Below are 13,846 nucleotides of genomic sequence, written 5' to 3'. Positions count from 1 at the left end.
GGCCGCCCTCTAACAGCCGCATCACTTGGCGGCGCGAGTGAACCAGCGGCAGCACGCGGCGGCGAAACAGGTCAAAATAGCGCTCGAATTTGCCTGCGTGCCCGATACCCCGCTCGATCTCGGCTGGATGGGTATCCCAGAAGTAGCATACATCTGGCGAAAGCTGGCTGCGGCAGCGCTGGTAAAGTTCCGGTCGGTTGCGCCCCGGACGCGAGCCAATCAGCACCAGCAGTTCCTCATGCTCTAGCTCACGGTAGGCCGCGACCCGCAGTTCCAAACACGCCAACTGGGCCGGGCTAAGGTCGAGAGCGATGACTCGCGCCGGGTCTTGGGTGAGCATGGCCAGGGCATTGTCTCCCGCAGAGGCGATCGCCAGACAGGTGTCGCCGGGGCGGATATCCAGCGCCTCCAGCAAAATTTCGGCATCTTCCCAACACTGGGCGTAGCGGATGTAGGAAAAGTCGGCCCGTCGCTGCACCTCTGAGGCAGCCTGGGGCAGGGGAGCCTGCGGCATGAATTTTCGGGGCGCATGGCCACTCAAGTCGCCCGTCGGTTCCTCGGTTTCGTCGTCCACTCTACTCAACATACGCCTGCGCCCTCCTGAGACGCTTCGACGGTGGAAACCCGCAAGATGGTTCCCGTGCTGCCGTCCATTTCCACCCAGTCGCCCGTTTGCAGCGCCGTGGTCACGCCGGGAATCGACACGATTGCTGGAATGCCCATCTCCCGTGCCACAATTGCCGCATGGGACAGCAGACTGCCCCTTTCTACCAATACGCCCGCCGCCGCCGGAAACAGCATGATCCAGCCCGGATCGGTGCGCTCGGCCACCAGGATGCTGCCCGGTTTTAGTACGGCAGTTTTGGGGTCGGTAATGACCTGCACCGGAGCGCGGACGCGGCCAGGGCAGCAGCCCAGTCCTTGCAGGGTGCTGGCGTTTTGCGGCATTGGGGAACCGGCGGGTTGGGGAGTTGGCAACTGGAGGCGATCGCCCGGTGGGGGCAATTCTCGGTAGCGGTCGAATTCAGCGCGACGGACATGCACCAGTCCCTTCAGGTCGTGGCAGGTGGCCGTGCCGTCGAGCTTGCCCAAGAGTTCCTCTAGCTCCAGATAAAAGACATCGCGGGGATCATCCAGCCAGCCCTCAGCATAAAAGCGGCGACCCAGTTCCACGGCGATGCGCCGCACCCGCCCAAACACGCGAGTCCGCTCGAAGCGCAAATTTTCGCGATCGCGCACCCGTGCCCTCGCGTTCTGAAGCACCCAGTTGAACAGGAGCCGCCTCAGGGGAGCAGCCCGGAGGGACTGCTGCACTTGGGCTTCGGCGCGATGGCGCAGGGAGGGCTGGGGGACTGGGGCGATTGGCTCCATGCCGCCCTCCATGCCGCCGGATGCTTGCCCCCTGACGGCTGCCAAACTGCCCACAGAGCGCAGGAGCATCAGCGGATCGTCCTGCAATGTGGGGCTTTCGAGCTTTAGTTCTTCCAGACAGCGATCGCCAAATTTGGCCAAGTAATCCTCATATTGCGCCTGAAATGCAGGAAAGGCAGAGAGCTTGGTGCGAATGTCCCAGAGGGAACCCCGTTGCAGCAACTCGACAAGGGCAGGCGACTGGACAGCGGTGTGGGCCATCTGCTGGATGCGGCGGGCGGGTTCGGCGCTGACCATGCCGCCTTCGCCGCTGATCAGGTCGTTTTGCAGGGTTCCGGCAGCGTCGCCACACCAAGCGGCGGTGAGCCTTCGCAGCACGCCGTAGAAGATCATAGCGAAGAAGTCGTTCACAAGGGGCGCATCCCAGCGGGTCAAAAGCTGGCGCTCTAGGTCGTAGTAATGGGCGACGAGTTCTTCGGCACTGCGGGTGTCTAGCGAGGCAGCGGGCAGGCTGAGGGCCGCATCCAGACGAGTATAAAATCGGCGAATCTGATCCGGTAAGGTTAGATAATTTTTCACTAGACCCAGCAGCGTTTTGGCCAGACGCAGGCTATCGCGGATCTTATCCTGGGCAGTGGCCTGCTGGAGCGTGGCGAGGACATCGGCAGGAAGCTCCTCCTTCACGCCCATCATCTGTTCCATAAAGCGGCGATTTACTTGAAATCCGGGCAGCAGCGCCAGCACGCGATACCAGTTCAGCAAGTTGTAGTAAATCCGCCCCTGCACCAGCCCCAGCAGACAGCGGAAGGTGGAGTCCTGCTGGGCGATCGCCCCTTCCGAAACGCCCATCATCCGGCAAAATTCTCGATACACCGCTTCGTAGGCGCGGCGGGCAAAGGAAAAGGTGAGCGGCGTGGTGATGCCACCGTAGCTCTCAGCAATGTTGCTGTTGTCCCAGATGACCAGGCGGCTGTCGGGGTCGGGCTGGCCGCGCAGGGTGGTGATGGGGCGCGATTGCAGGAGGTAAAGCCGGCCCTGGGCGATCGCCCATTCGATATCCTGCGGGCAGGCAAAGTGGCGCTCGGCGCGGCGGGCAAGCTGGGCAATGTCGCGCACCTGCGCCGGAGTCAGCACTGGGTTTGCGGGGTCTTGCGGTTGGGCTGAGAGAATTTCGCCATCCCGATTCACCGTCCAGGTGTCTGCATCCGACTCGCCAGAGACGAGGGTTTCGCCCACGCCCCGCACCGCCGACACCACCGCCACGCCCCGCTGATGGGTAATCGGGTTGGCGCTGAAGGCCACGCCCGCCATCTCTGCACTGACCATGCGCTGCACCAGCACGGCCGGCGGCGGGGGCGGTTCCGCTAGCCCATGCTCGCGACGATAGGCCAGCAGGCGATCGCTCGTCGCCGATTGCCACACCTGCACAATCCGATCGCCCACCTGCTCCGGCGGCACAAACAAATAGCTCTCTAGCTGCCCCGCAAACGACAGCGTTGCGCCATCCTCCTCCACCGCCGACGAGCGCACGGCGACGAGTTCCCCCTGCGGACACAAGCGGGCGATCGCCCCCCCTAGTTCCGCCCTCACCGCCTCGGTCAGCGCGACTCCTTGCCCCGCCGTGAACGCTTCCGGCGACACCACAAACCAGTCGGGAATCGGAAACTCGCCCGTTGCGGAATACTGCAAATCATAGAGCGATCGCGCCTTGCCGCCGAGTTGGTTGGGCAGGAGGTCGGGGTCAATGGAAAAGAGAATGAAAGACATAAGGGAGGGGGAGAGGGAAAAATGGAAGAACGAAAAACGAAAAAGGAAAAACGAAAAATGGAACCTCTTCGCTTTTCGTTCTTCGTTCTTCGCTTTTCGTTTTAAGTTCTTCGTTCTTCGCTCTTCGTTCTTCGTTCTTCATTCTTCATTTTTCGTTCTTCCATTCTTCTCTCTTCCCCCTTCTACCACTCCCTACCGAACCCAGAACGGCACCAGTCCCAGAATCAGGCACACGCCCAGCACCCAAAAGCCCGTTACGCCCTGAAAGGCATCGGCCCAGGCGGGAACGGGGCGGGCAAGGAAGCGCCAGGGAGCGACCATCGCCAGGGTGAGCAGGGGCAGCACAGCCAGAACCCCCAGGGGCAGGATGCCGACGGTGCGGGCGGCCATGAGTGTGGCGATCGCCATCAGCCAGATCACCGTCAACCAGGCGATCGCGGCTCGCTGCACCCCCCACAGCGCCGTGTAGGTTTCCACACCGGGTTCTTCGTCCTGGGGAGCGCGAATTTTGCGGCCGATTTCGATGGACAGACTAATGAAATAGCTGACCCCGCAAAACCAGAGCATTCGCCAGTCGGGCACAGCCTGGGCGATCGCCCAATCACACACCATCGCAAACCCCGCCATCAGCGGCAAAATCACCGCGTGGGACAGCAGATAGGCCACGGGCCGCGCCTTGAGCCAGCGCGGGGCAAAAAACTCGCGGGTCATCAGCCCCAGGTATGCCCACACCAGTCCTAGCATTCCCACCAGCGATCGCCCGACTGCGAGTGACAGTCCCAATTGCAGCACACCTGCGGCGATCGCCACCCAACCCAACTCCGTCAGCGTCACCAACCCGCGCGGCACGGGGCGATAGGGGCGAAACTGGCGATCCGTATCGGCATCTTTGAACTCATCCGCGACGCGCAATTGCAGGAAAAACAGAAACAGACAAGGGAAGGCGATCGCCCATGCACCCACTGGAAACGCCGCCGCGCCCCGCACCAGCGCCCCATAGCCTACCGCCCCCGCCGCAAACGCCGCAATCAGCAGCCCGTTGGTCAACAGGGGAAAGCGTTCTTTTTGGTAAGTCCACCAGCGGTTCATGGCAAAACAGGCTCATCAAAACAAACTCAACTGCTGCGGTTCTTCGGGGGGTTGGGCGATCGCATCCCAGGGCAGAGGGGGTACGGGTGCGTCCGCCTGCTCTAGCCAATATTGAAACTGTCTGGCGTTGCGGGGAGAATGTTCCTCCACGGGACAATGGATAAATAAGTAAACTCGCTTGTCGGCTTGCAGCCATTCGGTGATTTGCCGTGCCCAGTCCTGAAAGTAAGGTTCGTTGAAGTCGAGGCTGGGATGGCTAATGTAGCGAATCAGCGCCGTGTCGGTGGTGAGGGTTTTGTGGAGCGGCACGCGGGGCTTTTTGCGCTCTGACCGGATCTGGGGGTCGTCGGGGCAGTCGTAAATCGGGCGCGTGTCGAGTAAGACGCGGCTTGTGTGGTAGCCTGCCAGCAAATAAGTTAGCTCGATGGCATTGACCTCTCGAAACCAGTCCAAATGCCGGACTTCAACGGCTAGTTCGGCGCGGTCGTGGGGCCAGCCGGCCAGAAATGTCCGCAGGTCGTCTTGCTGGGCAGGGCCATAGCTGGGCGGAAGCTGGAGAAACATCGGGCCGAGGCGATCGCCCAGTCCTGCCATGCGATCCAAAAAGGCGATCGCCGCTGGCAGTTGCGGAGCCAGCAAGCCCTGATGCGACACATCGCGCGGCAGCTTGGGGCAAAAGTGAAACCCCGCAGGCGTGTCCATTACCCAACGCTGCACGGTCTGCTCGTCGGGCGTGGAATAAAAGGTGGTGTTGCCTTCCACGGTTGTAAACCGCTGCCCATAAAGCCGCAGAAAATCTGCCGACCGACTCCCGCTGGGATAAAATCCGCCCACCCAGGCTTTATATGCCCAAATCGCACAGCCAATCCGAAACATAGCGAAACCGCAGGAGTTGCGAGTAGGTTAAGTATTCAAGAACAGTATTTCAGAACAATATTCAAGAATAAAACGACCCTCTGCTTCTTAACGCTAACATCTGATTCGGACAGAATGAGCGATCGCCCTTCTCTCAATCGCCATATCCTTGGCGCAGCCTTTTGGCGATCGCCCATTTTGCAGCACCGACACGTCTGGGCGATCGCCCCCATTGATTTTGAGTGATTTCGATTTTGAGTGATTTCGATTAATTTTGACCCCGGACGGCGAAATGCTCGTCCACAAGGGCTTTGTGAGGTTCATCCTCCACGATTGGCTCAGTACCACAAACGGCGCTGAAACTCTTTCAACTCCGGATCTGAATGGGCATCACCAGATAGGTCATTTTCAGTCCACCCAGCGGCGTTAGAATTGCCGGACTCGTTGCCGTGTTGCACTGCATCTGTACCTCACTCGTGTTCAGCACCTTCAGCCCTTCCAGCAGATAGCGGACGTTGAAGGCAATATCTAAACTATCACCAGAGATCTGGGCTGGAAGCGCCTCGCGACCGCTACCCACGTCTGGCGCATCGACAGAAATGACCACTTCTTGCCCCGCTGCGTCCAGGCTAAATTTCACGATGTTGTTTTTCTTGTCGGCTAGTACGGAAATGCGCTCCAGTGCCCCAATCAGCAGCTTGCGCTCGACGGTCATCTGGCGCGAAAACTGACGAGGAATCAGCTGGCGATAGTTGGGATACTGCCCTTCCAGCAGACGACTGGTAAGGCGCTGATTGTCCCACTGAAACAGCAGTTGTCCCTGGTCAAATCGGAGAGAGATCGCCTCTCCTGCTGGGTGCAGTTGCAGCATCCGCTCCAGTTCCCGCAGCGCCTTGCCAGGAACCGTGACATCAAACGCCGTTTCAGCCCCACCGTCTGCGTCCCCGTCTGCTGCGTCCGACTTCACGGTATTCACCACCGATAGTCGGTGTCCATCCGTCGCCGCAAACTCCATCTCGCTAGCCGCTACCGCCACATGCACCCCCGTCAGCACTTGCTTGGTTTCGTCTGTGCTAGCCGCAAACAGCGCCCCCCGCAACCCATCGATCAATTGCTCTACCGGCAAATAGACCGCTTCCCCTGACTCCACCGTCGGCAATTCTGGATATTCGGTCGCATCGAGGCCCTGCACCTGGTAGCGGCCCAGTGCCGAGGTCAGCGTGGCCAGGCTGCTGTCTGCCTCTGTACTGAGGGTGATTTCCTCATTGGGCAGGCGCGATACGATATCGCTCAGCAGCTTGGCGGGTAGCGTCAGCAGGCCCCCCTCTTCCACCTGCGCCGAAAAGCTCGTCTGCACTCCCAAGCTCAGGTCAAACCCGGTCAGGCTGATTTCCTGCTTGTCTTCGTCCGCGTGCATCAGCACGTTTGCTAGCACCGGATGGCTCGGATTTGAGGGCACAGCACGGCTCACCAACGACAAGTGGGCATTGAGTTCGCTCTGTGGGCAGGTAAGTTTCATGGCGGGAACAAAAAAGAACTCAGCAGGCAGGTTTGCGGAGCAGTGAACTGGGGAACCCTTGGGAAACCCTATAGCTAAAGCAGCTAAAGTGCCAATCGGTAGCCGATCTCCAAAAGGGTTGGAACGTCATCCTAGCACCGTTTCCCGTCAGGTTGAAACTGGGCAACCGGGCACTATCTTAGAGCGGGTTCGGAAAATTCTTTAAAGATTGAAAGGATAGTAGTAGGGCCTGTGGAAAGTGTGGAAAAAGTTGGGGATCAAAGGCCAAATCGTGGTCGGAATCTGATCTAGCCTGTGGAAAACTTGTGGAAAACGTCGGTCTTTTTCCACAGCATTCCTCAGATTGCCAGACTTTTCCACGATCGAAACCCGCTTTCCACGATCGTTTCAACAGGTTTTCCACAGATATCCACAGGTTTTCCACAGGGTGAGGGGGGTAAGTTTTTTCCTTTCTTTAGAATCCTTTTAAGCACGGTTGGAAAACTTTGAAAAAATTGACCTGCTTCAGGGAAACCTGATTTTTAGAGTATTGGAGGTATTCCAAGTATTGGAGGTATTCCAAGCCGGATACTAGTGGCATAAGGGTGTAAGCATTGGGGGTAGGTGTTGTCCGCTGGACTCGACCCGCAATCAGGACTCGATTTCCCTCGACGCGACTGAACAGAGACGCGACTGAACAGATTTGCATGACGACCGCATCCTGGAACCTAAGCCGTGTCAGACTTGCCTGAGCCTATTTCTACGTCTCGGTTGCACCCAGATGCCGACAGGCTGTCTGATTTGGGTGCGGCTTCCGATGCCGTGCTGCGGGAGCAGGAGCAGTTTCTCCGCAGCATCTACGAGGGTGTGAACTTCTCGGTGTTTGTGTGCGACGTGCGGGAGAATGGCGACCTGTACGTGGCAGGGTGGAACCCCATCAGCGAGATGGATGTGGGCAAGCGCTCGGCGGATGTGGTTGGCAAGACGCTGGAAGAAGTGTTTGGCCCGGAGCAGGGCGGCGAGATTGCCCGTCGATTTCGCACCTGTGTCGAGCGGGCTGACGTGTATACCTATGAGGAACTCCGGGTCTTTCAGGGGAAAGAGCGCTGGTTTTTGACGACGCTGAACCCGCTGAAGGATTGCAATGGGCGCGTGTATCGACTGGTGGGCACGGCGATGGACATCACCGATCGCCGTTTGGCTGAGGCGGCGCAGCGGGAGAGTGAGGAGCGGTTTCGGCTGGTGGCTGAGCGCACGGGCCAGTTGATTTATGATTGCGATTTTCAGACGGGGCAGATTCTCTGGGCGGGGGCGATCGCCAGCATCACGGGCCACAGCCCCGAAGCATTTCAGCAATTTGGCTTTGAAGGCTGGAAGGAGCGGGTGCATCCCGATGATTTGCCCGATGTGATGTCGCGGCTAGAGCGATCGCTGCAACTGCGGCTGCCCTATCAGGTGGAGGAATATCGCTTTCGCAAAGCAGACGGCAGCTATATCTACGTGCAGGACAGCGGCGCGTTTGTGGAGAACGAGGCGGGCGAGGTCTATCGGATGGTCGGCACGATTAGCGACATTACCGAGCGCAAGCAGGCCCAAGTGAAACTGCAACAGTCGGAAACCGAACTGCGGCAAAAGACCCAGGATTTGCAAGAAACGCTGATCGAGCTACAGCGCACCCAGAGCCAGATGATTCAAAACGAAAAAATGTCGAGTCTGGGGCAGCTCGTGGCGGGGGTGGCGCATGAAATCAACAACCCGGTGAACTTTATCTATGGCAACCTCACCTACGCCAGCCAATACATCCGGGAACTGCTAGACATTATCCATCTCTATCAGCAACACTATCCCGAACCACATTCCACGATCCAGGAACGTGCAGAAAAGGTGGATCTGGATTTTCTGATGCAGGATTTGCCGAAGCTGCTGGCCTCGATGAAGGTGGGGGCGGATCGCATTCAAAAGATTGTCGCGTCGCTGCGGACGTTTTCTCGCATGGACGAAGCCGAGATGAAGGTGGTGGACTTGCATGAGGGAATTGAGAGTACGCTGATGATTTTGCAGCATCGGCTGAAGCCGCGCCCTGTGCCAGGAACCAAGGGGGAGGAGTGTGTGGCGATCGCCATTGAAAAAGACTATGGCGACCTGCCAGAAATTGAGTGCTACGCGGGCCAGCTCAACCAAGTCTTTATGAACCTGCTGAGCAATGCGGTGGACGCGCTGGAAGAAGAACTGGAGCGGCGACCGGGGTTTGAGCCGAAAATTTTGATTCGGACGCAGCGGGTGGGCGCAGATCGGGTGTGTGTGGCGATCGCCGACAATGGCCCCGGCATTCCACCAGCCGTTCAGCAGCGGCTATTTGACCCGTTTTTTACGACAAAGCCCGTCGGTAAGGGAACGGGGCTGGGGCTGGCGATCAGCTATCAGGTGGTGGTCGAAAAGCATGGCGGCGATCTGCGCTGCCTCTCTGCCCCCGGCGAGGGCACCACGTTTGAAATTGAGATTCCCTTCGTTTCGGGGCAAACTCCAGAGTCTACCCAAAATTCGGCCCCCCCGGTAAACTAGGGAAGGGAAATATTACATCTTGCTTAACGTAGAGCTTAATCGCAAGTTTTATGCTGATGACTGCCTCTTTCGCACCGATGGCGATGGCTGCTGCGCCCACGATCGCCCCCGATAAGACAAGTCAGACAGTCCGCAAACCCTACCCAAATTACAAAGTCATCGTGCTAAACGACGACTTCAATACGTTCCAGCATGTGGCCGAGTGCCTGATGAAGTACATTCCGGGCATGTCGGGCGATCGCGCTTGGGATTTGACCAATCAGGTTCACTATGAAGGGCAGGCTACGGTCTGGGTAGGTCCGCAAGAGCAAGCCGAACTCTATCACCAGCAGCTTCGCCGCGAAGGGCTGACGATGGCTCCCCTGGAAGCCGCTTAGGTGGTGGGATGCCTGTGGGATGCCCGTAGGATGAAGGGTGAGTGCCGGGATACCCGTCCCTGGCTGGTTGCTCCTTCTGCAATAAACCTGCAACTCCATAGAGGGTGTTTGAAAAGGTATCGCCTGTAATGTTAAGCACTCAGAGATCCCCCCTTAGCCCTCCTTGAAAATGGGGGAACCGCCTTAAAGTCCCCCTTTTAAGGGGGATTTAAGGGGATTCTGCACGCTTTGCTACAAACAGTAGGACTTTTCAAACATCCTCATTAGTGCAATTCCCTAGAGCAATTCCTTGGGGCAATTCCTCAGCGTGGCCACCGTCTTCCCCTAAAATGCTATTCGGGGAGCGGGTGTTGGGTCAATGCATCCTGTAATCCGCTTTCATGCAGGGAAAGAGTAAACGTGAGAACCGAAAGCAAGCCTGTCAACTTGTATTGGTGTATCAGGCTGGCTCTCCGTTCTGATTTCTATTTCGTTAGCAAGGCGGGGCGATCGCCCTACCCTCTAACCCCTGCAACAACTGAACCCTTGCGCTGGAGAAAGAACAGTGGATTTATCGCGTATTCCCCCTCAGCCAAAGCCCGGCCTGATCAACGTGCTGATCGAGATTCCGGCGGGCAGCAAAAACAAGTACGAGTTTGACAAGGACATGAACGCCTTCGCGCTGGATCGGGTGCTGTACGCCTCGGTGCATTATCCCTACGACTATGGCTTTGTGCCCAATACGCTGGCGGACGATGGCGACCCGCTGGACGGCATGGTGATTATGGATCAGCCCACTTTTCCCGGCTGCGTGATTGCGGCGCGGCCGATTGGAATGCTGGAAATGGTGGATGGGGGCGATCGCGACGAGAAGATCCTCTGTGTGCCCGACAAAGATCCCCGCTATGCAGGGGTCAAGTCTCTGGCAGACCTAGCTCCCCACCGCCTGGACGAAATTGCCGAGTTCTTCCGCACCTATAAGAACCTGGAGAAAAAGGTGACGGAAATTTTGGGTTGGAAGGATGTCGATCAGGTGTTGCCGCTGGTGGAGCAGTGCGTCGCAGCTTACAAGTAGCCTGGAGACGATCCACTTAGCGATCGGCCGGGGCGATCGCCCTGCTTACCCTAATCTCCGCGTGCAACAACCCGTCTGGAGTTCATGCTCTGGGCGGGTTTTGCCTTTGGGGTTTGACCCACGCTGAACCCGGTTTGCAACGCCTGATTACGTCAATCGGCTGCAAGTGTTGTAATCTATTCCCCAAGACTGAACCCTTGCCCCCACCTAAATATAGCTGTACTCATGACCTCCAACCGCTTTTCCCGCACCACACGCCGTCGCTTTTTGCAATTTTCTGCTGCTGCCGTTTCGGGTGTGGCTCTGAGCAACTGCGGCCCGTCGGAGTCTGGTGCGGCTCCGGGCGCTGTACCCGCCGCTGACAGCAGCCCCGCCACCACGGCCGCTGGCCCGCTGTACATCTACACCTGGGCAGACTATTCCAGCCCCGCGCTCTACCAGCGGTTTCAAGAGAAAACGGGTATTGAGGTGATTGCCGATGTGTATGACGGCAACGAAGTCATGCTGGCCAAGATGCAGGCAGGCGGCGGCAACCAGTACAGCATTCTGTATCCGTCGGACTATATGGTGCGGCAGATGATCGAGTTGGAGATGCTGACCAAGATTGATCAGTCGCAGTTGCCAGGGCTGGCAAACTTGCGCGATCGCTGGCAAGACCCGCTCTACGATTCCAAAAACGCGCACAGCGTCCCCGTCAGTTGGGGCACGACCGGATTTATCTACAACAGTAACGTACTCAATCCGGGCCCCGAAGATTGGGATTACCTTTGGGAAAATAAGGATAAGCTAGCCCGCAAGATGACGCTGCTCGATGACCCCCGCGAAACGATGGGCGCAGTGCTGAAGTCCTTAGGATATTCCTACAATTCCACCAATCCCGCTGAGCTACAGGAAGCCTACCAAAAGCTGCGGGAGCTAAAGCCTGCGGTGCGGGCGTTCGAGTCCTTTGGGTGGGAAGATCGGCTGATCGCGGGCGATCTGGTGCTGTGCATGACCTACTCGATTTTGGGCAATGCGCTGCCCGCAGAACATCCTGAACTGAAATACGTGATCCCCAAAAGCGGCACCTCAGTTTGGACCGATACGATGGTGATTCCTACGACTGCGCCGAATGTGGACGCGGCTTACGAGTGGATGAACTTCATGCTCGACCCCGAAACGGCTGCGTTTGCCTCCAGCGAACTGAAGTTTGCCACGCCCAACCAGAAGGCATTTGATCTGCTGCCTGCGGAACTTCGGTCTAATACGAACCTGTACCCTGACGATGCCATGATGGCCACGTTTGAGGGTATTAAGGATTTGGGTGCGGAGAATGAGCAGTATGACAAGCTGTGGACCCAGTTGAAAGCCAGTTAAGGGTTCAGTTCAGGCTTCGGGTGCAATATGACGTGCCCAAAGCCCGAATCTTTCTCCTGAATCTTTCTATAGCTGATACCGCTCTTCCAGCCAGACGCGCACTTCAGCTTCCGAGGCAAAGGTGGCGGAGCAGTTGCTGGTGGGATCGTAGACATGCCAGACGAGGTTGCCAGAGCGATCGCCCGTTTGCCAGACACGGGGTTCGGGTGCGCCGCCAAAGCGGTTGAAGACTGCTTCGATGCGCTTGCCCAGGGCCCGCATTTTCTGCAACCGAGTCTTCGTGGTGAGGCGTTCCAGGCTGTCGAGGCTGCTGAGGCTGTCGATATTAATCAAATCTGGGCAGGGCTGATTCAAGGATTCGGATGGGCTACGCATGGCGGATTCTCCAAGGGGATAGTGGGTTTGGAAGGGGTCTCTAGATAGCGGATGCTCCCACTCTAGACAGCGCGACTTGGAGAATCAAAAGTTTATATGAATCTAATTCATGAATGAAATTCATGGATGAATGGAGGCAGAGCGGATAATCTGAGAGGGTCAGGAGATAGGTGACAGCGGCTTAGGAATTGCTCGTCCTGGCCGATTCAAACTCGTCCCAATCTGCACTTCACTCCATTACCTCCTCATGCAGGCAATTGCTATGAACCAGGACAATATCAAGCTTTCGCAACTGCGGGCGCTGGTGGCCGTGGCAGAATCGGGCAACTTTGGCGAGGCAGGGCTGCAACTGGGCGTGTCGCAGTCGGCGGTGAGCCATGCGATCGCCACTTTGGAGTCTGAATTGGGCGTGATCTTGTTCACGCGGGGGCGACGCGGGGCGCATTTAACCCCGGTGGGCGATCGCATCCTGGGCCATGCCCGCCAAATGCTGCACCTGCTGGAGGTGATGGATAAGGAAGCCAACCTGGCCAAGGGACTCCAGGGCGGCCAGGTGCGGGTGGCCTCGTTTCGCAGCGCGGCGACGCACCTCCTGCCCGACATCATCGCGGAGTTTCGGCAAGACTATCCCGGCATCACCGTCAGCATTGAGGAATTTCGCGGAGCCGCCGAGATCGAGCAAAGCCTGCGCGAAGGACGGGTCGATATTGCCCTGTTTTGCTGGGGCGCGTCGGTGGAAGAATTCGACACTTGGACGCTGTGCCAGGATGAATACGTGGCGCTGCTGCCGCCCGATGCCGAGTTGCAGCATTCTCCGCTGACCTGGGAGGAACTGACGAGCTTTCCGATGATCATGCCCGTCGATACCGACCACTGCTATTACCTGATTCGTACCCACTTGGCGGCGCAGAAGGTTCCTATTCAACCCGCCTACAAGATCAGCGAAGATTCCACCATCGTCAGCATGGTGATGCGGGGGCTGGGCGCAACCATCATGGCGCAACTGGCCGCCGAGCCGCTGCCGCCGGGAATTCAGGTGCATCCGCTGCCCGTGCCGCTGATGCGCGAGTTTCAGGTGGCGGTTCGCAAAGATGCGCTGCATCCGCCTGCGGTCTACGCCTTTTTGGATGCGCTGAGGCGGTCAGCCCCGCCAAAACAGCAGCCAAATTCCGGCGATCGCCACCAGCACCCCCAGCACCGCCCGGAGACTCACGCGATCGCCCAGCGCAACGGCAATCGGAATCACAAATAGCGGGCTGGTGGCCAGCAGCGATTGGGCGACACCCGCTGGCGCAAACTTCAGGGCGGTTTGCTGGAGCCAAATGCCCAGAAACGTGCTGGCAAAGGCCGTCCCGGCGACGATGCTCAAAAAGCGGGGCGATCGCAACTGACCCATCTCCTTGCCCACGCTGCGAAACTGCGGCGGTTTGACCAAGAGCCACAGCAGCACCACCGCCAGCCCCGCCACCAGCCGGATCAGCGTGCCCCACAGCGGGCTGATGTCGGTGGTCGAAAGCGCCGCCCGCGAGAGGACGGCCCCGC

The 13,846-nt window shown here is 58.3% G+C and carries 12 protein-coding genes; 5 read left to right on the top strand and 7 right to left on the bottom strand.

What is annotated here, in order from left to right:
* The 5 genes from IGS51_RS12375 to dnaN all read right to left on the bottom strand — a co-directional run.
* A partial coding sequence (locus tag IGS51_RS12375) for a DUF3419 family protein (protein ID WP_297078668.1) occupies positions 1-586 on the bottom strand: 586 nt, incomplete at its 3' end.
* The gene (locus tag IGS51_RS12370) at positions 580-3,138 is read right to left on the bottom strand and encodes a PEP/pyruvate-binding domain-containing protein (protein WP_297078667.1); all 2,559 of its coding nucleotides are present in this window, start codon (positions 3,136-3,138) and stop codon (positions 580-582) included. The genes IGS51_RS12370 and IGS51_RS12375, both read right to left, overlap by 7 nt.
* Positions 3,139-3,330: 192 nt before the next feature.
* Entirely contained in the window at positions 3,331-4,227 is an 897-nt protein-coding gene (locus IGS51_RS12365) for a UbiA family prenyltransferase (RefSeq protein ID WP_297078666.1), read from the bottom strand.
* A gap of 15 nt (positions 4,228-4,242) precedes the next feature.
* Positions 4,243-5,103 carry a DUF72 domain-containing protein gene (locus IGS51_RS12360; protein ID WP_297078665.1) on the bottom strand — a complete coding sequence of 287 codons (861 nt, stop codon included), beginning with the start codon at positions 5,101-5,103 and terminating at the stop codon, positions 4,243-4,245.
* Between the two features lie 346 nt (positions 5,104-5,449).
* On the bottom strand, positions 5,450-6,601 hold the full coding sequence (gene dnaN, locus IGS51_RS12355; protein WP_297078664.1) for a DNA polymerase III subunit beta: 1,152 nt from the start codon (positions 6,599-6,601) through the stop codon (positions 5,450-5,452).
* Positions 6,602-7,315: 714 nt separating this feature from the next.
* On the opposite strand from dnaN, the gene IGS51_RS12350 reads away from it, so the two are divergent.
* The 4 genes from IGS51_RS12350 to IGS51_RS12335 all read left to right on the top strand — a co-directional run bounded on the left by IGS51_RS12350 (position 7,316) and on the right by IGS51_RS12335 (position 11,929).
* Positions 7,316-9,142: a PAS domain S-box protein gene (locus tag IGS51_RS12350; protein ID WP_297078663.1), complete on the top strand. Its 1,827-nt coding sequence runs from the start codon at positions 7,316-7,318 to the stop codon at positions 9,140-9,142.
* A gap of 77 nt (positions 9,143-9,219) precedes the next feature.
* Complete coding sequence (clpS, locus tag IGS51_RS12345; protein WP_225894776.1) at positions 9,220-9,519, top strand: ATP-dependent Clp protease adapter ClpS; 300 nt, start codon at positions 9,220-9,222, stop codon at positions 9,517-9,519.
* 544 nt (positions 9,520-10,063) lie between these two features.
* Positions 10,064-10,573 carry an inorganic diphosphatase gene (locus tag IGS51_RS12340; RefSeq protein ID WP_297078662.1) on the top strand — a complete coding sequence of 170 codons (510 nt, stop codon included), beginning with the start codon at positions 10,064-10,066 and terminating at the stop codon, positions 10,571-10,573.
* Positions 10,574-10,798: 225 nt separating this feature from the next.
* Positions 10,799-11,929, top strand: a complete 1,131-nt coding sequence (locus IGS51_RS12335) for a PotD/PotF family extracellular solute-binding protein (RefSeq protein ID WP_297078661.1) — start codon at positions 10,799-10,801, stop codon at positions 11,927-11,929.
* A gap of 66 nt (positions 11,930-11,995) precedes the next feature.
* Here the strand turns inward: IGS51_RS12335 and IGS51_RS12330 are convergent, their stop codons facing one another.
* Positions 11,996-12,304 carry a hypothetical protein gene (locus tag IGS51_RS12330; protein WP_297078660.1) on the bottom strand — a complete coding sequence of 103 codons (309 nt, stop codon included), beginning with the start codon at positions 12,302-12,304 and terminating at the stop codon, positions 11,996-11,998.
* A 247-nt stretch (positions 12,305-12,551) separates the two neighbouring features.
* On the opposite strand from IGS51_RS12330, the gene IGS51_RS12325 reads away from it, so the two are divergent.
* Positions 12,552-13,556, top strand: a complete 1,005-nt coding sequence (locus IGS51_RS12325) for a LysR family transcriptional regulator (RefSeq protein WP_297078659.1) — start codon at positions 12,552-12,554, stop codon at positions 13,554-13,556.
* Here IGS51_RS12325 and IGS51_RS12320 read toward each other — a convergent pair.
* Positions 13,446-13,846 (bottom strand): EamA family transporter (locus IGS51_RS12320; RefSeq protein WP_297078658.1); only part of this gene is annotated, 401 nt, incomplete at its 5' end. The two genes, IGS51_RS12325 and IGS51_RS12320, sit on opposite strands and share 111 nt — an antisense overlap.

The sequence above is a fragment of the Thermoleptolyngbya sp. M55_K2018_002 genome, assembly GCF_015295965.1.
Lineage (GTDB): Bacteria > Cyanobacteriota > Cyanobacteriia > Elainellales > Elainellaceae > Thermoleptolyngbya > Thermoleptolyngbya sichuanensis.
Note: the sequence above shows the minus strand (reverse complement) of the source record. Positions and strands in the feature narration are given on the sequence as shown.

Coding starts and splice junctions, on each gene's coding strand:
- IGS51_RS12370 (WP_297078667.1), bottom strand. CDS start 3,138: ATGTCTTTCATTCTCTTTTCCATTGACCCCGACCTCCTGCCCAACCAA.
- IGS51_RS12365 (WP_297078666.1), bottom strand. CDS start 4,227: ATGAACCGCTGGTGGACTTACCAAAAAGAACGCTTTCCCCTGTTGACC.
- IGS51_RS12360 (WP_297078665.1), bottom strand. CDS start 5,103: ATGTTTCGGATTGGCTGTGCGATTTGGGCATATAAAGCCTGGGTGGGC.
- dnaN (WP_297078664.1), bottom strand. CDS start 6,601: ATGAAACTTACCTGCCCACAGAGCGAACTCAATGCCCACTTGTCGTTG.
- clpS (WP_225894776.1), top strand. CDS start 9,220: ATGGCGATGGCTGCTGCGCCCACGATCGCCCCCGATAAGACAAGTCAG.
- IGS51_RS12335 (WP_297078661.1), top strand. CDS start 10,799: ATGACCTCCAACCGCTTTTCCCGCACCACACGCCGTCGCTTTTTGCAA.
- IGS51_RS12330 (WP_297078660.1), bottom strand. CDS start 12,304: ATGCGTAGCCCATCCGAATCCTTGAATCAGCCCTGCCCAGATTTGATT.
- IGS51_RS12325 (WP_297078659.1), top strand. CDS start 12,552: ATGCAGGCAATTGCTATGAACCAGGACAATATCAAGCTTTCGCAACTG.